This is a genomic window from Myxococcota bacterium (assembly GCA_041389495.1).
In the GTDB taxonomy this organism is placed as follows: domain Bacteria; phylum Myxococcota_A; class UBA9160; order UBA9160; family UBA4427; genus JAWKRT01.
The window spans coordinates 58,188-75,991 of the sequence record JAWKRT010000001.1 but is presented as its reverse complement, the minus strand read 5'-3'; the positions used below and the strand labels follow the sequence as shown (position 1 = coordinate 75,991).

18 protein-coding genes are annotated in these 17,804 nt (G+C 73.5%); 14 read left to right on the top strand and 4 right to left on the bottom strand.

Features of this window, described 5'->3' with window-relative positions; all coding sequences use genetic code 11:
* Positions 1-32 precede the first annotated feature (32 nt).
* The 4 genes from R3E88_00390 to folK form a co-directional block, all read right to left on the bottom strand.
* Positions 33-1,508 carry a VCBS repeat-containing protein gene (locus R3E88_00390; GenBank protein MEZ4214908.1) on the bottom strand — a complete coding sequence of 492 codons (1,476 nt, stop codon included), beginning with the start codon at positions 1,506-1,508 and terminating at the stop codon, positions 33-35.
* Positions 1,509-1,973: 465 nt separating this feature from the next.
* Entirely contained in the window at positions 1,974-2,351 is a 378-nt protein-coding gene (locus R3E88_00385) for a hypothetical protein (protein MEZ4214907.1), read from the bottom strand.
* Positions 2,352-2,564: 213 nt separating this feature from the next.
* Positions 2,565-2,876: an MTH1187 family thiamine-binding protein gene (locus R3E88_00380; GenBank protein MEZ4214906.1), complete on the bottom strand. Its 312-nt coding sequence runs from the start codon at positions 2,874-2,876 to the stop codon at positions 2,565-2,567.
* Between the two features lie 5 nt (positions 2,877-2,881).
* Positions 2,882-3,394, bottom strand: a complete 513-nt coding sequence (gene folK / locus R3E88_00375; GenBank protein ID MEZ4214905.1) for a 2-amino-4-hydroxy-6-hydroxymethyldihydropteridine diphosphokinase — start codon at positions 3,392-3,394, stop codon at positions 2,882-2,884.
* Positions 3,395-3,436: 42 nt separating this feature from the next.
* Between folK and R3E88_00370 the strand changes: the two genes are divergently transcribed.
* From R3E88_00370 to R3E88_00305, 14 genes are all read left to right on the top strand, one after another.
* Entirely contained in the window at positions 3,437-4,786 is a 1,350-nt protein-coding gene (locus R3E88_00370; GenBank protein MEZ4214904.1) for an ectonucleotide pyrophosphatase/phosphodiesterase, read from the top strand.
* Between the two features lie 65 nt (positions 4,787-4,851).
* Positions 4,852-6,186, top strand: coding sequence for an aspartate aminotransferase family protein (locus tag R3E88_00365; GenBank protein ID MEZ4214903.1), 1,335 nt, complete (start codon positions 4,852-4,854; stop codon positions 6,184-6,186).
* A complete protein-coding gene (locus tag R3E88_00360) occupies positions 6,183-7,418 on the top strand; it encodes an acyl-protein synthetase (GenBank protein MEZ4214902.1) in 1,236 nt (411 codons plus the stop codon). Before R3E88_00365 ends, R3E88_00360 begins: the two co-directional genes overlap by 4 nt.
* Positions 7,415-8,647, top strand: a complete 1,233-nt coding sequence (locus tag R3E88_00355) for an acyl-CoA reductase (GenBank protein ID MEZ4214901.1) — start codon at positions 7,415-7,417, stop codon at positions 8,645-8,647. Before R3E88_00360 ends, R3E88_00355 begins: the two co-directional genes overlap by 4 nt.
* A 204-nt stretch (positions 8,648-8,851) precedes the next feature.
* Positions 8,852-9,367: an SUF system Fe-S cluster assembly regulator gene (locus tag R3E88_00350; GenBank protein ID MEZ4214900.1), complete on the top strand. Its 516-nt coding sequence runs from the start codon at positions 8,852-8,854 to the stop codon at positions 9,365-9,367.
* A 5-nt stretch (positions 9,368-9,372) separates the two neighbouring features.
* A complete protein-coding gene (sufB, locus tag R3E88_00345) occupies positions 9,373-10,827 on the top strand; it encodes a Fe-S cluster assembly protein SufB (protein ID MEZ4214899.1) in 1,455 nt (484 codons plus the stop codon).
* A gap of 22 nt (positions 10,828-10,849) precedes the next feature.
* Positions 10,850-11,632, top strand: a complete 783-nt coding sequence (sufC, locus tag R3E88_00340) for a Fe-S cluster assembly ATPase SufC (protein ID MEZ4214898.1) — start codon at positions 10,850-10,852, stop codon at positions 11,630-11,632.
* Positions 11,629-12,891 carry a Fe-S cluster assembly protein SufD gene (gene sufD, locus R3E88_00335; protein ID MEZ4214897.1) on the top strand — a complete coding sequence of 421 codons (1,263 nt, stop codon included), beginning with the start codon at positions 11,629-11,631 and terminating at the stop codon, positions 12,889-12,891. Before sufC ends, sufD begins: the two co-directional genes overlap by 4 nt.
* On the top strand, positions 12,888-14,117 hold the full coding sequence (locus R3E88_00330; GenBank protein ID MEZ4214896.1) for a cysteine desulfurase: 1,230 nt from the start codon (positions 12,888-12,890) through the stop codon (positions 14,115-14,117). Before sufD ends, R3E88_00330 begins: the two co-directional genes overlap by 4 nt.
* Positions 14,117-14,578 (top strand): SUF system NifU family Fe-S cluster assembly protein, encoded by a 462-nt coding sequence (locus tag R3E88_00325; GenBank protein MEZ4214895.1) that lies wholly within the window; start codon positions 14,117-14,119, stop codon positions 14,576-14,578. Before R3E88_00330 ends, R3E88_00325 begins: the two co-directional genes overlap by 1 nt.
* 23 nt (positions 14,579-14,601) lie before the next feature.
* A complete protein-coding gene (locus R3E88_00320; GenBank protein ID MEZ4214894.1) occupies positions 14,602-14,985 on the top strand; it encodes a DUF59 domain-containing protein in 384 nt (127 codons plus the stop codon).
* 1,129 nt (positions 14,986-16,114) lie between these two features.
* Positions 16,115-16,567, top strand: coding sequence for a hypothetical protein (locus R3E88_00315; GenBank protein MEZ4214893.1), 453 nt, complete (start codon positions 16,115-16,117; stop codon positions 16,565-16,567).
* Position 16,568: 1 nt separating this feature from the next.
* Positions 16,569-17,144: a GNAT family N-acetyltransferase gene (locus R3E88_00310; protein ID MEZ4214892.1), complete on the top strand. Its 576-nt coding sequence runs from the start codon at positions 16,569-16,571 to the stop codon at positions 17,142-17,144.
* On the top strand, positions 17,141-17,788 hold the full coding sequence (locus R3E88_00305; GenBank protein ID MEZ4214891.1) for an HAD-IA family hydrolase: 648 nt from the start codon (positions 17,141-17,143) through the stop codon (positions 17,786-17,788). The genes R3E88_00310 and R3E88_00305 overlap by 4 nt, the downstream gene beginning before the upstream one ends.
* The last annotated feature ends 16 nt before the right edge of the window (positions 17,789-17,804 follow it).

The following is a 17,804-nucleotide window of genomic DNA, read 5'->3' as shown; positions in this document are numbered from 1 at the left end:
GGCGGGTGGGCTGGCGCAGGCTCGCGGCGACGTCAGCGCGCGAGCCCGGGCCCGTTCGGAGCCAGCAGCCACTGCGGGAGGCCGAGCCAGGTGCTGCTCGTCGTCGACGGGCCATAGGCGCCCTGGCGCAGCAGGTGCACGCGCCCGAGGCCGCCCGCGGTGAAGCCGACGATCACTTCGTCCGTGCCGTCCTCGTCGAGGTCGACGCGTCCGGGTCGGACCTCGCCGTTCGACGAGTTGTAGGACGAGAAGCCCGCGAACAGCGACGTCGCGCCTGCCTTCGTGACCGGAAGCGGCTCGAACGCGAACGAGAAGACCGCGCGCCGCGTCGCGTCCTCGAGGAAGACGAGCTCGCCGTTCGAGCCCTTGCCGAGACCGACCACCACCTCGAGGGCGCCGTCGATGTCGAGCTGCACGGCGGAAGGCCACGTGGCGCCGTCCGCGCCGGGACGATCGAACTGGAGCCAGCCGCGCTGCGCGCTCGGCGTCCACATCGTGGCGAAGCGCTGCGCCATGTCGTCGCGCACCGCGACGAAGCCCTGGCCGCCCGCTCCGAGACCGATCAACACCTCGTCGAGACCGTCGCCGTCGATGTCGCCCGCGGCGGGCCGCGTCTCGCCGACCGACTGCGCGTACTCGTCCCAGTCGAGCACGATCTTCCGCAGGTGCGCGAAGCCGGCGTTCGCATCGTCGTAGACGTCGACGATGCCGTCGCCGCCGGCACCGCGACCGATCAGGAGCTCGTCGCGGCCGTCGCCGTCGACATCGCCGCACGCGGGGAACGTCGCGCCACTGCGCGAGTGGAAGGAGCTCGTGCCGACGGCGAGCGTCGCGATCGTCGAGAAGCCGCGCGACTGACCGCGCCGGAGCTCGACGACACCGCGCGAGCCGCTGCCGAAGCCGAGGGCGTACTCGCTCGTTCCGTCGCCATCGAAGTCGCAGCGCGCGGCGCGGATGTCGAGGAAGGCGGGCGTGAACGCGCCACCGGGCGGCCGGATGTCGAACGTGCCCGCGATGCTGAGATCGCTTCGGTGCACCTGCACCTGCACCGACGTGCCGGTCTGGAACGGCGCGAACACGAGGCCGACGTCCGCGTCGGGCTCGGCGGGCGTGTCGATGCCGGGCACGTCGGGAACGAACGCGATGGGCTGGGAAGGCGGAGAGAACGGACCGAGCTGGCCGTTCGCGGCGTAGGGACGAACGCGGACCGTGACGGTCTCGCCGTAGTTCGCGCCGACCTCGAAGTCGACCTGGCCGGCGGGAAGGGCCGCGGCGAGGCGGCCGGGCGCGGGCTCGTCGCCCGTCTGCAGATACACGAAGTAGCCGGCGACCGGACCCGAGGCGGGGGAGAAGCTCACGCCGACGTTGGTCTGTCCGACGACGTCGACGGCGGCAGCGCTGCCCGCGACGAGCAGGCCGAGCGCGCAGAGCAGCGAGGTGGCCGCGATGCGCGCGCATCGCGTCGAGCTCGCTCGCCATCGTTGGTGCCGGATCCGTCCCCTCGACATCTCTCGCTCCGCCGCTCCCCGGTGCGTCGAACTCGCTTCCGTGTCGAACCCGCTTCGCGCTCTCTCGCCGCACTTCGTCGGCAGAACGACCGCTGCCCCGTCGCAGCGGCGGCCGGATCATCGGGGAAGTCGCGCACATACGACGTGATGATGGTCACCGGCCCCACATCGCGCGAAAGATCGCGATGGAGGCTGCGACGACGGACGTCGTCCCGGGCGCGCCGGTCCTGGATTCACGGGTGCGCGCGGGCTCGCGGAGCCGCGAGCCGCGCCGCTGCGGCGAGCCCGGAGAGCGCGCACGCGTGGGGGGACGGGCGCGCCCCGCGCTCGCGAGTTCGGGGCGGCGGCAGCGTACGGGATCGGGGGCGACGTCGCAGCGCCGGGGGAGGCCCCCCGCGAGCCGGGCTGCGGGCGGGGCCGGAGGCGCCGCGCGCGGGCGTCGCGGCCAGGGGCCGCGTGGGGCCCTCAGTAGAGCTCGACGATCGGCTCGCCCGGCGCGCCCAGGACATCGGCCGTCGTCCGGCGGATCCGCTCGTTCGACGGCGCGCTCCGGAGGCCGCCGCGGCTCACCGCGACGATCGCGACGTAGACGTCCTTGTCGTCCGGAATCGCGATCTGCGCCGAGAACACCGGGCCGTTCGGCGTCGGAACGCCGAGGCTCACCTCGTGCTCGTAGTTTCCCGACCCGAACCCGATCAGCGCGCGGAACTCCGCGATGTCGCTCGCGTCGGGGTAGAGGAAGGAGAGGACGGTCGTTCCAGCCGACGCGGCCGGCGCGAGCGCCGCGCAGGCGAGCAGGGCGAGGAACGCACGAGAGAGGACGCGGCCGGCGCGCGAGCGCACCGCAGGCCGACGACGGCGCGCCGACGCCAACCGCTGTGCCACCAGATTGCAGGACGTGTCCACCGCTCTCCCCTCCAGATCCGCGCCACCCGGCGCACCGACTTGTGCGATCCCACCTTCGGTCGGCGGCCGCGGGCAGCGTGAGTCGGCCTGCCTGTGCGCGCAGTGACCACGCTCACGGTGTCGTGGCCGGGACGCAGCGTAGCCGGGCCGCTACCCGTCGTGCTCGGCCAGCTTCCGCTCCACGGCCTCGACCTTGGCCTCCATCGACGCCGTTCGGTCGCGCCGGTCGTCGATCTTGAGCACGGTTCCCACGCGCCGCGCGCCCGCCGCGAACACGGCCTCCTCCATCGCCAGCACGAGGTCGAGGATGTCGCGCAGGTCGCCCTCGAGCGTCGTGAACATCGGGTCGAGCCGATAGCGCACGCGCTCCTGCGCGCGCACGACGCGGAGCGCGGCCGCCACGTACGCCGACACGCTCGTCCCCTCGCCCACCGGCGCGATGCTGACCGCCGCGATCGCCATGCTCGTCACCTCCCGGAGCGCTCGCCGTCTGCGCGCCCGCGCACGCCTGCGCGGCCCGCGCGACCCGCGAGCTCGGCGATCGTCCGCTGCAGGACCGGATGCCACAGCTCGCCCGCGACCTCCGCGAGCGGCACGAGCACGAACGGACGCTCGTGCAGACGCGGATGCGGAACGACGAGCGCGGGCTCGTCGATGCGCGCGTCGCCGAAGAGCAGGAGGTCGAGGTCGAGCGTGCGCGCGCTGTTGCGCGGCCGGTCCGCGCGAACGCGTCCCGCGTCGGCCTCGATCTCGTGGAGCCGGGCGAGCAGCGCGCGTGCGTCGAGCGACGTCTCGATGCGCACGGCCCCATTCAGATAGGGGCCCTGCGGCGGCGGACCGACCGGGTCGGTCTCCCAGAGCGACGAGCGCGCGACGACGCGGACGCCGCGCGTGGACTCGATCGCATCGATCGCCTCGCACAGCGTCGCTTCGCGATCGCCGAGGTTGGCGCCGAGCCCGATGCACGCCGTCACCGTCACGTTGCGCTTCCCCTCCCGTCCGCCCGGTATCATCGCGCCGCGATGCCGACCGCGCGACGCCGAGCTCCGTCCTCGCCGATCCCGACGACGCGCGCGACGCGTCGTGCCGCGCGCGCCGCCCTGCTCGCACTGCTTCTCGCGCTCGCGGCGTGCTTCGCGGGCGCCGACCGCGCGCACACACCCGCTTCGATGGCGACCGAGCCGAGCGGCGCGGTCGCGCCGGACACCGCCGCGGCCGCGCGCGCGCCGACGGTCGTCGTGCTCTCGCTCGACGGCGTCCGCTTCGACATGCTCGAGCGCTCCGACCTGCCCGCGTTCGCGCGCCTGCGCCGCGAGGGCGCGCGCGCGGCCCGACTGCTCCCGCCCTTCCCCTCGCTCACGTTCCCGAGCCACGTCACGGTCGCGACGGGCGCGCCGGCGGACGTGCACGGCATCGTCGCGAACCGGTTCCGGGATCGCGCGCGCGGCGAGGAGTTCGACTACGGCGCCGACGCGAGCTGGATCGACGCCGAGCCGCTCTGGGTGGCGGCCGAGCGACAGGGCGTGCGCGCGGCGGTCTTCTTCTGGGTCGGGTCCGAGACCGACTGGCGAGGCGCGGGCGCGACGTACCGGATGCGGCCGTTCGACTCGAAGGTGCCCGAGAGCGCGAAGGTCGACCGCATCCTCGCCTGGCTCGACCTGCCGCCGGGCGAACGACCGCAGCTCGTCATGGCGTGGTGGCACGGCGCCGACCACGCCGGGCACGAGCACGGCCCCGCATCGCCCGAGGTCGCGGCCGCGCTGCGCGCGCAGGACGCCCAGCTCGGGCGGCTGCTCGCCGGTCTCGACGCGCGCGAAGCGTGGGCGGCGACGACGCTCGTCGTCGTGAGCGACCACGGCATGATCGACGCCGGCTCGCCGATCGACGTCGGCGCGGCACTCCGCGCAGCCGGCGTGAGAGCGCGCGTCGTGCACGCGGGCGCGGTCGCACACGTCCACCTCGACTCGCCCGGCTCGGAGGAGGCGGCGCGGGCGGTCGCCGCACTCGCCGGCATCGACGGCGTCGCCGCCTACGCGCGCGACGACCTGCCGCCGCGGCTTCGCTATGCGCATCCCTCGCGCGTCGGCGACGTCGTCGTCGTCGCGGGTCCGACGCGCGTGCTGACGAGCGCGCGGGGAGGGCTCGCACGGGTGCTCGGCGGCGCGGGCGGGCCGCGCGGCATGCACGGCTACGACGTCGCGAGCGTGCCCGAGATGGCGGGCGTCTTCCTCGCGCTCGGGCGCGGCACGGGGCGCGGCGCGGCGCTCGGCGACGTGCGCTCGATCGACGTCGCACCGACCGTGGCCGCGCTCCTCGGCATCGCGCCGCCCGCTGCGTCCGAGGGGCGCGCGATCGCGCTCGACCCGCGCTGACGCGTCGCGCGCCGGCGGGCGCGCTCGTGCCGGCGCGCGCGGGCGCATTGCTAGCATCGGCCGCCGTGTCGCCCCCCGACGCCCCGAACTCGCGCGACTCCGCCGCAGGCGCGGGCGAGCGCTTCGCCCCGCTCGCGCCCGCGCTCGTCGCGGGCGTTCCCGGCCCGCGCTCGCGCGCGCTCGCCGCGCGCCTCGCGCGCGTCGAGAGCCGCAACGTCACGTGCCTCGTCCCCGACGCGCCCGTCTTCTGGGAGCGCGCGCACGGCGCGAACGTCTGGGACGTCGACGGCAACCGCTTCGTCGACCTCTCCGGCGCCTTCGGCGTCGCGAACGTCGGCCACGCGCATCCCGACGTCGTCGATGCGATCGCCGCACAGGCGCGCGAGCTCCTCCACGGAATGGGCGACGTGCACCCGCCGCGCGTGAAGGTCGAGCTGCTCGAGGCGCTCGTCGCGCGCTATCCGGGCGGTGGCGACGCGCGCGGCGTGCTCGTCTCGTCGGGCTCGGATGCGGTCGAGACGGCGCTGAAGACGGCGCAGCTCGCGACCGGCCGCGCGGGTGTCGTCGCGTTCGAGGGCGGCTACCACGGGCTCGCGTTCGGCGCGCTCGACGCGACGTGGCGGAGCGACTTCCGGGCGCCGTTCGCCGCGCGCCTGCCCGACGCCTGCGCGCACGCGCGCTTCGGCGACGCGGCCGACGTCACGCGCGCGGCCGACGCGCTCGCGGCCCGCGGTGTCGCGACCGGCGCCGTGCTCGTCGAGCCCGTGCAGGGGCGCGGAGGCGAACGCGTGCCGCCGCGCGGCTTCCTGCGCGCGCTCCGCGCGCTCTGCGACGAGCGCGGCTGGCTGCTCGTCGCCGACGAGGTGTACACGGGCTTCGGTCGCACCGGGAAGCTCTTCGCGTGCGAGCACGAGGGCGTGGCGCCCGACCTGCTCTGCATCGGCAAGGGACTCTCGTCGGGCATGCCGATCGCCGCGTGCCTCGGCCGCGCGGAGGTGATGGACGCGTGGCCCGCGTCGACGGGTGAGGCGCTCCACACGCAGACCTTCCTCGGACATCCGGCGAGCTGCGCCGCCGCGCTCGCGTCGATCCGCGCGCTCGAGGCCGACGGGCTGGTCGAGCGGAGCGCGTCACTCGGCGCGCGAGCGCTCGCACGCGCGAGAGAGCGGCTCGCGAGCCTCGACGCGGTCACCGACGTGCGCGGGCTCGGGCTCATGATCGGCGTCGAGTGCGCGGACGCAGCGCGCGCGCTGCGCGCGTGCGCGGAGGTGCTCGCGCGCGGCTTCATCCTGCTGCCGTCGGGCGACGGCGGCCGCGTGCTGTCGCTGACTCCGCCGCTCTGCATCGCCGAGAGCCAGCTCTCGGCCGCGATCGACGCGCTCGCGGACGCGCTGGCATGACCGGCGGTCGCGACGGCGCGCGCGGAGCGGCGCGCCCGGCGGAGCGCGACGCCTGGCGCGCGGACCTCGACGCGCGCGTGCGCGCGTGGATGCGCGAGGCGGCTCGGGCGCCCGCGTTCGCGCGCGACGACGCGCGCTTCGAGGCGCTCGCCCTCGAGCTCTTCGCGTTCCAGCTCGCGCACTGCGCGCCGTACGCGCGCTACTGCGGCGCGCTCGGCCGCACGCGCGAGAACGTGCGCGGCTGGCGCGACGTTCCCGCCGTGCCGACCGGCGCGTTCAAGGAGCTGCGCATCGCGAGCTTCGAGCCCGCGCGAACCGTCAAGGTGTTCCGGACGAGCGGGACGACGACGCAGCAGCGCGGCGAGCTCGCGCTCGACACGCTCGCGCTCTACGAGGCGTCGCTGCTCCCGACGCTCTCCCATCTCCTGTTCCCCGACGTCGCGGGACGCATGCGCATGCGCGTGCTCGCGCCGTCGCCCGCCGAGGCGCCCGACTCGTCGCTCTCGCACATGTTCGGCTGCCTGCTCGCCGCGCGCGGCACCGACGCGAGCGGCTTCGACGTGCGCGACGGCGCGCTCGACGCCGCTTCGCTCGAGCGCGCGCTCGACGACGCGCGACGCGCGCGCGAGCCCGTCGCGCTGCTCGGCACCGCGTTCGCGTTCGTGCACTGGCTCGACGCGCGCGCGGGCACCGCGGCCACGCCGCTCCCGCCCGGATCGCGCGCGATGGAGACGGGCGGGTTCAAGGGACGCGCGCGCGAGGTGCCGCGCGACGAGCTGCACGCGGCGATCGCCGCGGCCCTCGGCCTCCCGCGCTCGCACGTCGTCAACCAGTACGGCATGACGGAGCTCGGCTCGCAGTTCTACGACGCGTCGCTCGCCGACCCGGGCGGGCCGCTGCGCAAGCTCGGCCCGCCGTGGGCGCGCGTGCGCGCGATCGACCCCGCGACGGGTGCCGACGTCGCGCCGGGCGAGGTCGGCGTGCTGGTCGTGCACGACCTCGCGAACACCGGGAGCGTCGCGGCGATCGAGACGGCGGACCTCGGGCGCATCGTCGCCGCGGGGAGCGATGCGGCGTCGGCGCGGCACGGCGAGGGCTTCGTCGTGCTCGGCCGCTCGCCCGGCGCCGAGGAGCGCGGCTGCTCGATCGCCGCCGACGCGATGCTAGGCGGGGAAGGCGCAGGCGCGGGCCCGAAGCCGGGCGGCGAAGGCGCGGGCGAGAGCGGGTCGTGAGCGACGTCGCCGGCGCCGCGCGCGTGCTGCGCGAGGCCGGGCGCGCGCTCCGCGCGCGCCCGCACGACGAGGTGGTCGCGGCGCTCGCGCGCGTGCTCGACGCGTGGAGCGACCCGGACGGCCCGTGGCAGCGCGCGCTCGTCCCCGCGCACGCGCGCGCCGCGGGCTTCTCGGAAGCGAACGTGCGCGACGCGCTCGCGCGCGCGCTCGCGGGCTTCACGGGCGACGCGTTCCGCGCGGCGTTCGACGCCGAGCTCGGCGCGCGCGCGCACGCGCACGGCGCGCCGCTCACCTCGCTCCTGCTCGCCGGCTCGATCCCGATGCCGACGCTGCTGCACGTCGTGTGCGCGCTCGCCGTGCGCACGCCCGTGCTCGCGAAGCCTGCGTCGCGCGACGCCGCGACGCTGCCGCTCGTGCTCCGCTCGATCGCCGAGGTCGACGCCGCGCTCGGGCGGTGCGCGGCGATCGCGTCGTTCGACCCGGCGCGCGACGACGCCCGCGCGCGCGCCTTCTTCGCGAGTGAGTGCATCGTCGCGAGCGGCGCCGACGCGACGCTCGACGCGGTGCGCGCGCGCCTCTCGCCGCAGCAGTCGCTCGTCGGCTACGGGCATCGGCTGTCGATCGCCGTCCTCGGGCCGTCCGCGCTCGACGCGGCGACCGCGCGCGCACTCGCCGTCGACGTCGCGGATTGGGACCAGCTCGGGTGCCTGTCGCCGGCCGCGGTGTTCGCGGTCGGCTGCGCGCCGGAGGCGCTCGTCGCGTTCGCGCACGCGCTCGCCGACGCGCTCGAGGAGCGGGAGCGCGCGGCGCCGCGCGGCGCGGTCGACACCGCGGCCGCCGCCGCGATCCGGGCGGAGCGCGAGAGCGCGCGGCTGCGCTTCGCGTCGGCCGACGCGCGCCGTGCGCACGTGCTGCGCGAGGCCGCGGCCTCGACCGTCGTGCTCGAGCCGGACGCGCGATGGCGGGCCGCACCGCTCCACCGCTTCGCGCGCCTCCACCCGGTCGCGAGCGTCGCCGCGCTGCGCGAGGCCGTCGCGCCGATCGCCCGCTTCCTGTCGACGATCGCCGTCGCCGGGATCGGCGACGCGGAGGCCCGGGAGGCGCTCGCCGGCCTCGGCGGCCATCGCCTGTGCGCGCCGGGCGAGATGCAGTCGCCGCCGCTCGCGTGGCGGCGCGACGGGCTCGGGCTCTTCGCGCCGCTCGTCGACGCTGCACCCGCCCCCGGCTAAGCCACTGGATTCACTCGGGTCTTTCCCGAAGGTCGGCGCGCGGCCGGGAATCGGACCTCTTCAGTCCGACATTTACGGGACCGAAGCGGTCCGATATAGTGCGCGCCGTCGCGCCCGGGGCGGCGCGAGCTGCGCGCACCGGGCGCGCGGCCCCCGACCGACTCGAAGCCGCTCGCGGCGCCCCGCGGCGCCGCCAGGACCCGCATGTTCCGACTGAGCAAGATCACCGACTACGGCATCGTGCTGCTCGCGCACCTCGCGAAGGGCGCGCCCGCCGACGCCGCGCTCGGTGCGAGCGAGCCCGAGCCGCACAACGCGCGCGAGCTCGCGGCCGACGTCGACCTCCCGGTTCCCGTCGTCAGCAAGGTGCTCAAGCTGCTCGCGCGCGGCGGCATCCTCGAGTCGCAGCGCGGCTCGAAGGGCGGCTATGCGCTCGCGCGACCCGCGCAGCGCATCACGGTCGCCGAGGTGATCGACGCGCTCGAGGGGCCGGTCGCGATCACGGAGTGCGCCGTCGGCCCTTCGGTGTGCCTGCACGAAGTGCGCTGCGCGGTGCGCGACCCGATCACGACGATCAACCAGGTCGTGCGCGACGCGCTGCGCGCGGTGACGCTCGCCGACCTCGTCGACCCGCACTTCGGCGCGTCGCACTTCGCGAGCGACGCGCTCCGCCTCCTCGAACGAACGCCCGGCGCGCCGCCGCGCGCGCGAGCGGAGTAGCCCGCATGGCCACCGACGCCGACCTCGAGAAGCTCGCGAGCCGCGAGTACAAGTGGGGCTTCACGACGAACGTCGAGCAAGACCAGATCCCGCCCGGGCTGTCCGAGGACGTCGTCCGCCTCATCTCCGCCAAGAAGGAAGAGCCCGAGTGGCTGCTGGCGTGGCGGCTCAAGGCGCTCCGCCGCTTCGAGCAGATGCTCGCCGAGCACTCCGAGCCGACGTGGGCGAACGTGAGCCACCCGCCGATCGACTTCCAGTCGATCGTCTACTGGGCCGCGCCCAAGCAGAAGAAGAAGATCGAGAGCCTCGACGAGGTCGACCCCGAGATCCTCGAGACGTACGAGAAGCTCGGCATCCCGCTCCTCGAGCAGAAGCGCCTGCAGGGCATCGCGGTCGACGCCGTCTTCGACAGCGTGTCGGTCGCCACGACGTTCAAGGCCGAGCTCGAGAAGCAGGGCATCCTGTTCTGCTCGTTCAGCGAGGCGGTGAAGGAGTACCCGGAGCTCGTCCAGAAGTACCTGGGCTCCGTCGTCCCGTACTCGGACAACTTCTACGCGTGCCTCAACTCGGCCGTCTTCAGCGACGGCTCGTTCGCCTACGTGCCCAGGGGCGTGCGCTGCCCGATGGAGCTCTCGACCTACTTCCGCATCAACGCGGCCGGCACCGGGCAGTTCGAGCGCACGCTGCTCGTCGCCGACGAGGGCGCCTACGTGTCGTACCTCGAGGGCTGTACGGCACCGCAGCGCGACGAGAACCAGCTGCACGCGGCCGTCGTCGAGCTCGTCGCGCTCGACGACGCGGAGATCAAGTACTCGACCGTCCAGAACTGGTACCCCGGCGACGAGAACGGCAAGGGCGGCATCTACAACTTCGTGACCAAGCGCGGCGCGTGCCGCGGCAAGCGCAGCAAGATCTCGTGGACGCAGGTCGAGACGGGCTCGGCGATCACGTGGAAGTACCCGAGCTGCATCCTGCAGGGCGACGACTCGGTCGGCGCCTTCTACTCCGTCGCGATGACGACGAAGCGCCAGCAGGCCGACACCGGCACGAAGATGATCCACATCGGCCGGAACACGAAGAGCACGATCGTCTCGAAGGGCATCTCGGCCGGGCACGGACAGCAGAGCTACCGCGGCCTCGTGCACATCGGCCCCAAGGCGACGGGCGCGCGCAACTACTCGCAGTGCGACTCGCTCCTGCTCGGCAGCGAGTGCGGCGCGCACACGTTCCCGTACCTCGAGGTGAAGAACGACGACGCGACCGTCGAGCACGAGGCGACGACCTCGAAGATCGGCGAGGACCAGCTCTTCTACTGCCGCCAGCGCGGCATCCCGGAAGAGGACGCGATCTCGATGATCGTGAACGGCTTCTGCAAGGAAGTGCTGCGCGAGCTCCCGATGGAGTTCGCGGTGGAAGCGCAGAACCTGCTCGGCGTGAGCCTCGAAGGCAGCGTCGGCTAGGCGAGAGGAACGTTTCGTGGCCCTGCTCGAGATCGAGGACCTCCACGCGACCGTCGGCCTGGGCGACGACGCGAAGCCCATCCTGCACGGCATCGACCTCGTGCTCGAGGCGGGCTCCGTGCACGCCATCATGGGGCCGAACGGCTCGGGCAAGAGCACGCTCGGCAACGTGCTCGCCGGCCGCCCCGGGTACACGGTCACGAAGGGCGCGGTGCGCTTCCGCGGCCGCGACCTGCTCGAGATGGAGCCCGAGGAGCGCGCGCGCGAGGGCGTCTTCCTCGCGTTCCAGTACCCGGTCGAGATCCCGGGCGTGAACAACAACTACTTCCTGAAGGCCTCCCTCAACGCGATCCGCGCGCACCGCGGCCTGCCCGAGCTCGACGCGTTCGACTTCCTGAAGCTCATGCGCGAGAAGATGAAGCTCGTCGAGATGCCCGAGGCGCTCGTCAACCGGCCGATCAACGTCGGCTTCTCGGGCGGCGAGAAGAAGCGCAACGAGGTGCTCCAGATGCTGCTCCTCGAGCCCGCGCTGTGCGTGCTCGACGAGACCGACTCGGGGCTCGACATCGACGCGCTGCGCACGGTCGCCGAGGGCGTCAACGCGCTGCGCTCGCCCGAGCGCGCGATGCTCGTCATCACGCACTACCAGCGCCTGCTCGACCACATCGTCCCCGACCGCGTGCACGTGCTCTCGGGCGGGCGCATCGTGCGCTCGGGCGGCAAGGACCTCGCCCTCGAGCTCGAGGCGAAGGGCTACGGCTGGATCGAGAGCGGGGGCGACGCGGCGGGAGCCGCGCGGCCGTGACGGGTGCGCTGCGAGAGCGGCTCGGCACCGCGCGGCCCGGCGAGCCCGCGTGGCTCGGTGCGCTGCGCGCCGATGCGCTCGCGCGCTTCGCCGAGCAGGGCCTCCCGACGTCGCGCCTCGAAGACTGGAAGTACACGGGCTCGGCGCTCCGCGCGCTCGACCTCGACGCGCTCGCGCTCGCGCCGTGCGCGCCGCGCATCGAGGGCGGCGACGGCGCGGCGAGCGCGCTCGGCGACGTGCTCGCCGGCGCGCGCGGCGACTCGCGCGGCGAGCCCGACGACGCGGGGCTCGAGGGCCGCCTCGGCTCGCTCGCCGACCCGAAGCGCGACGCGTTCGCCGCGCTCAACACCGCGTGCTTCGACGGCGGTGCCGTCGTGCGCGTGCCGCGCGGCGCGGCGCTCGACGCGCCCGTGCGCGTCGCGTTCGAGGCCGCGCCCGGCATGCAGCACCCGCGCCTGTGGCTCGAGGCCGCGGCCACGAGCCGCGCGGTCGTCGTCGTCGACTTCGCATCGCGCGCGGGCGCGGGCGGCGGCGGCTCGCTCGGCGCGCGCTTCACGAACGCGCTCGCCGAGCTGCGCGTCGGCCCCGGCGCGCGGCTCGACGTCGTATGGCTGCAGCGCGAGGACGACGCCGCGCTCCACGTCTCGCGCCTGTTCGCTCGCGTCGAGCGGGGCGGCTCGCTCCGCGTCGTCACGCTCGCGCTCGGCGGCGCGCTCGTGCGAAACGACGTCGAGGTCGTGCTCGCGGAGGAGGGAGCCGCGGTCGACCTCGACGGGCTCTTCCTCGGGAGCGGCACGCGCCACGTCGACAACCACACGCTCGTCGACCACGCCGTCCCGCACTGCACGAGTCGCGAGCTCTACAAGGGCGTGCTCGCCGACCGCTCGCGCGGCGTCTTCCGCGGCCGCGTCGTCGTGCGGCCGGACGCGCAGAAGACGTCGGCCGAGCAGCGAAACCCGAACCTGCTGCTCTCGCCGCACGCCGAGATCGACACGAAGCCGCAGCTCGAGATCTGGGCCGACGACGTGCGCTGCAGCCACGGATCGACGATCGGCCAGCTCGACCGCGACGCGCTCTTCTTCCTGCGCTCGCGCGGCATCGCCCGCGGCGACGCGCACCGCATGCTGGTCGAGGCGTTCGCGAGCGAGGTGGTCGACGACGTCGCGGCGCTCGCGGGCGACGTGCTCGGCGCCGCGGTGCGCGAGCGCGTGCGCGCGGCGATCGGCGGCGCCGCCGGCCTCGAAGGAGCCGAGCGATGACGCGCGCCGCGCTCGACGTCGCGCGCGTGCGCGCCGACTTCCCGATCCTCGCCGAGCCCGTGCGCGGCCGGCGGCTCGTCTTCCTCGACAGCGCGGCGAGCGCGCAGAAGCCGCGCGCCGTGCTCGACGCGATGACCGCCTTCTACGAGACGAGCTACGCGAACATCCACCGCGGCGTGTACCGGCTCTCGCAGGCGTCGACCGAGGCCTTCGAGGGCGCGCGCGCCACGGTCGCCCGCTTCCTCGGCGCGGCCTCGCCGCGCGAGATCGTGTTCACGCGCAACGCGACCGAGGGCATCAACCTCGTCGCGCAGGCGTGGGGACGCGCGAACGTCGGCGCCGGTGACGAGGTGCTCGTCACGCAGATGGAGCACCACGCCAACATCGTGCCGTGGCAGATGCTGTGCGCGCAGACGGGCGCGCGGCTGCGCGTCGTGCCGATCGACGACCGCGGCGAGCTCGAGATGGACGAGCTCGCGAAGCTCCTCACGCCGCGCACGAAGCTCGTCGGCGTGACGCACGTGTCGAACGCGCTCGGCACGATCAACCCGGTGAAGGAGATCGCCGCGCTCGCGCACGCGCACGGCGCGCTCGTGCTCGTCGACGGCGCGCAGGCCGCGCCGCACCTGCGCATCGACGTCGCCGACCTCGGCTGCGACTTCTACGTCGTCACCGGGCACAAGATCTTCGGGCCGTCGGGCATCGGCGCGCTGTGGGGCCGCCTCCCGCTGCTCGACGCGATGCCGCCGTGGCAGGGCGGCGGCGACATGATCGAGCAGGTGACGTTCGAGCGGACGACCTACGCGCCCGTGCCCGCGAAGTTCGAGGCCGGCACGCCCGCGATCGCCGAGGCCGTCGGGCTCGCCGCGGCGATCGAGTACGTCGAGGCGCTCGGGCTCGACGCGATCGCCGCGCACGAGCACGACCTGCTCGCGCACGCGACCGAGCGGCTCGGCGCCGTGCCCGGGCTGCGCATCGTCGGCACCGCGCGGCAGAAGGCCGCCGTCGTCTCCTTCGTGCTCGACTTCGCGCACCCGCACGACGTCGGCACCATCCTCGACCAGGAGGGCATCGCGCTGCGCACCGGCCATCACTGCGCGCAGCCGGTGATGGACCGCTACGGCCTGCCCGCCACCGCGCGCGCGTCGTTCTCCATCTACAACGGGCGCGACGACGTCGACGCGCTCGTCGCCGGCATCGAGAAGGTGCGGGAGCTCTTCGCCTGATGGACGACCTGCGCGAGCTCTACCAGACGACCATCCTCGACCACAACAAGCGGCCGCGGAACTTCCGGCGCATCGAGGACGGCGCGCGTCAGGCCGACGGCCACAACCCCGTCTGCGGCGACAAGCTCACCGTCTACGTCGCCGTCGACGACGCCGGCCGCATCGCCGACGTCGCATTCGAGGGCGAGGGCTGCGCGATCTCCACCGCGTCCGCCTCACTCATGACCGAGTACGTGAAGGGCCGCACGCTCGCCGAGGTCGAGGCCGCGTTCACCGGCTTCCACGATCTCGTCACCGGCCCGCCCGGCGGCGCGTCGCCGGATGCCGTCGACGCACTCGGCAAGCTCGCGGTCTTCGCCGGCGTCCGCGAGTTCCCCATGCGCGTCAAGTGCGCGACGCTGTGCTGGCACACCCTCAACGCCGCGCTCGCCAACCAGCGCGAGACGGCCCGCACCGAGTAGTCGGGAGAGGCGAGGACCCAACGATGAGCGAACCCACCTCGACGACCGGCGCCACGACGCGTGCGAGCCACACCGAGCAGCCGCAGGCCGACGGCCCGCGCACCGCGAAGGACGTCCACGACGACGTCGTCGCGATGCTCAAGACCTGTTACGACCCCGAGATCCCCGTCGACATCTACGAGCTCGGCCTCATCTACACGATCGAGGTGCGCGAAGGGAATGCCGTCTTCGTCCAGATGACGCTCACCTCGCCCATGTGCCCCGTCGCCGAGACCCTCCCGCCCGAAGTCGAGGACAAGGTCCGCAGCGTCCCCGGCGTCGCCGGCGTCGAGCTCGAGCTCGTCTGGGACCCGCCGTGGAGCCCCGACCTGATGAGCGAAGCGGCGCGGTTGACGCTGAACATGTAGTCGGGGCGGCGGGAGAATCGCCTCATGTCAACTGAGTGGGTGCGGCCCGAGTACACCAGGGAGCGAGTGAACCGAGCCGGAGCTCGCTTGATCGGCGAGTCTTCCGTGCCGCTCGACGAGGCGCTCGACATCCTCAGCAACTGGCGTTCATCGCACAGCTTTCCCCTCAACACGATCGCAATGGACCTTCGGACCAAGGCGAAGCGCGTCAACTCAAGACCCGTCCTCGCTCAACGCCTCAAGCGAGCGACATCGATCCGGAGGAAGCTTCAACGGACGCCCAAAATGAAGCTATCTCGGATGCAGGACATAGGTGGCTGCCGCGCCGTAGTCAGCAGCTATTCCGATGTCCAGCAAGTAGCGGCGCTCTATGCAAGTAGCCGCGCAGCTCACGAGCAGGTTCGGGTCGACAACTACGTCGATGCCCCTCCCTCAAGCGGCTATCGCGGAGTTCACCTCGTACTCCGGTTTCATTCCACGAGAAACCCCGAGTTCGACAAGCTCTGCATCGAGGTCCAACTCCGTTCAAGAATTCAGCACGCATGGGCAACCGCAGTGGAGACTGTTGGCACACTCCAAGGACGTCGCTGTTGAGGAGCTCGATCGCTACTACAGGAGCGAGGCTGCGCTCACCACGGCGCTAATGGGCCTAATCGCTGAGGAGAGCCTCATCGCACAACGTCTCGGGAAGCTTGGAAGGAAGAAGACCGCAGGATGAGGTGCACCGGATCTCGAACCGCGAGCCAACCAACAAGCCGATGAAGCTGGCGGCGGCGGGCTTCAGCGGAGTTGACGGCGGCACTCGGCGCCGGAATGCGTCACCCCGGCGCGTTATACAGCCGAGATTCTGATCTCGCGGGCGGGATCGGAGGAGCGCTTCGCGGACCCAATGGTCCAGGCAGTGAGGGCGACGCAAGACCGAGGAGGCGCTCAGTTCGAGACGACTCAGGTTGGGGCTCAGCTCAGACCCATGCGCACCTCGCGCCCGGTGGGACGACAATTGTTCTGATCCGGGCCCGGCGTCGCGACGTGTAGTCTCGCGTCGTTCGCAGCCTCGAGGGGTGGGCAAGCACCGGGCGTCCTCCCGCTTCGTTCGCCAAGCCGCGCTGCGGCCACGGAGGGCTGGATCGTGAACCCTTCACCTGCTGTCCTTCTTTGCGCGACGCTTCTCGCGACGACGACCGGTTGCATGCACTTGCGGCGAGGACCGCTGCAGACGATCTCGATCGATACGGTCCCGAAGGACGCGACCGTCACGATTCGCCCCGCGCCGGAGGACGGCTCGGATCGGAAGCACATATCCCTTCGTCGCAAGCCGGCCGAGACTGTCAACAGCGACGATCCCCGCTTCAAGAACGCGGCCTACATCGTTACGGCGTCGAGCCCGGGATACGGAGATCGGTCGGTTGCCATCGAGAGCGGCATCCCGAGCGAAACATGGGTCCGGAACCTGATCTGGCTGCACCCGTTCCTGGTCGGCGGAGGCATTCTCGTGGATGTATCGACGGGAGCCGGGTACGAGCTCCGCCCGTCGAACATCCTGATCGAGCTCGAGCCCACGGCCGCGACCTCCGAGGACTGACGTGCTCCTCGATCTCCGCCGCGCGACGCCCGACGACGCCGACGACATCGCGCGCGTGCACGTCGCGAGCTGGCAGGCCGCGTACCGTGGCGTGGTTCCCGACTCCGTACTCGAAGCGCTCGACCCGGTCGTGCGAGCGCGACAGTGGGCCGCGAACATCGCGGAGCCGGTGCGCCACGTCGCGCTGGCGCGCGCGGGCGGTCGTGTCGTCGGGTTCTGCAGCTCGCAGCCGCGGCGCGACGAAGGCCTGGGGGAGCGCGTCGCCGAGATCACGGCGATCTACGTCGCGCCGCGTGCGTGGGGGCAGGGCGTCGGGCGCGCGCTCCTCGCAGCCGAGCTGCCGCGGCTCGCGTCGGCGGGCTTCGTCGCGGTCGTGCTCTGGGTGCTCGACGCGAATGCGCGCGCGCAGCGCTTCTATCGTGCGGCGGGCTTCGCGGCCGACGGCGCACGACGGCTCGCGCTCGGCGAGCTCGCGATTCCCGAGCACCGCTTGACGCGTCCGCTCGACGGCGCGTTCGGGTCGCCCGGCGACGCCGACGGTCGCCGCGGCCTCGCGACGGACGGGCCGGCGGCGTGATCGAGCACGTGATCTTCGACCTCGACGGAACGCTCGCGGACTCCGCGCCCGGCATCACCGCGTGCCTCGCGCACGCGATCCGCGTGCTCGGTGCCGCGCCGCCCTCGTTCGGCGAGCTGCGCGCGTTCATCGGCACGCCGCTCGAGGAGATCTTCGCAGCGGTCGTGCCCGACGCGTGCGACGACGACGTCGCATCGGCGGTCGACGCCTATCGCGTCGAGTACCGCCGCTCGGGTGCGGCGCGGAGCCCGCTGTTCCCGGGGATCCCGGAAGCGCTCGACGCGCTTCGCGAGCGCGGGCACCGGCTCGCGGTCGCGACGGCGAAGCGCCACGACGAGGCCGCCACCGTCGTGCGCGGCCTCGGCCTCGCGGGCCGGTTCGACGCGGTCGTCGGGAGCGACCGGGCGCGGGGCGTCCGCTCCAAGACGGACGTGCTCCGCGCCTGTGTCGAGGAGCTCGGCGCGCGGCCCGCGCGCATCGCGATGGTCGGCGATCGGCACCACGACGTCCGCGCGGCGCGCGAGCTCGGCGCATTCTCGATCGGCGTCGCATGGGGATACGGCGCGCGCGCCGAGCTCGACGGCGCGCACGCGATCGCGAATGCGCCGCGCGATCTCCTCGACCTCGTCGCGCGGGCCGCGTAGCGTCGGCGGTCGCGCC

What these genes read in the sequence shown, in the direction of transcription:
- R3E88_00390 (MEZ4214908.1), bottom strand. Translation starts at nt 1,508, where the DNA reads ATGTCGAGGGGACGGATCCGGCACCAACGATGGCGAGCGAGCTCGACG.
- R3E88_00380 (MEZ4214906.1), bottom strand. Translation starts at nt 2,876, where the DNA reads ATGGCGATCGCGGCGGTCAGCATCGCGCCGGTGGGCGAGGGGACGAGC.
- R3E88_00370 (MEZ4214904.1), top strand. Translation starts at nt 3,437, where the DNA reads ATGCCGACCGCGCGACGCCGAGCTCCGTCCTCGCCGATCCCGACGACG.
- R3E88_00360 (MEZ4214902.1), top strand. Translation starts at nt 6,183, where the DNA reads ATGACCGGCGGTCGCGACGGCGCGCGCGGAGCGGCGCGCCCGGCGGAG.
- R3E88_00350 (MEZ4214900.1), top strand. Translation starts at nt 8,852, where the DNA reads ATGTTCCGACTGAGCAAGATCACCGACTACGGCATCGTGCTGCTCGCG.
- sufB (MEZ4214899.1), top strand. Translation starts at nt 9,373, where the DNA reads ATGGCCACCGACGCCGACCTCGAGAAGCTCGCGAGCCGCGAGTACAAG.
- R3E88_00330 (MEZ4214896.1), top strand. Translation starts at nt 12,888, where the DNA reads ATGACGCGCGCCGCGCTCGACGTCGCGCGCGTGCGCGCCGACTTCCCG.
- R3E88_00325 (MEZ4214895.1), top strand. Translation starts at nt 14,117, where the DNA reads ATGGACGACCTGCGCGAGCTCTACCAGACGACCATCCTCGACCACAAC.
- R3E88_00320 (MEZ4214894.1), top strand. Translation starts at nt 14,602, where the DNA reads ATGAGCGAACCCACCTCGACGACCGGCGCCACGACGCGTGCGAGCCAC.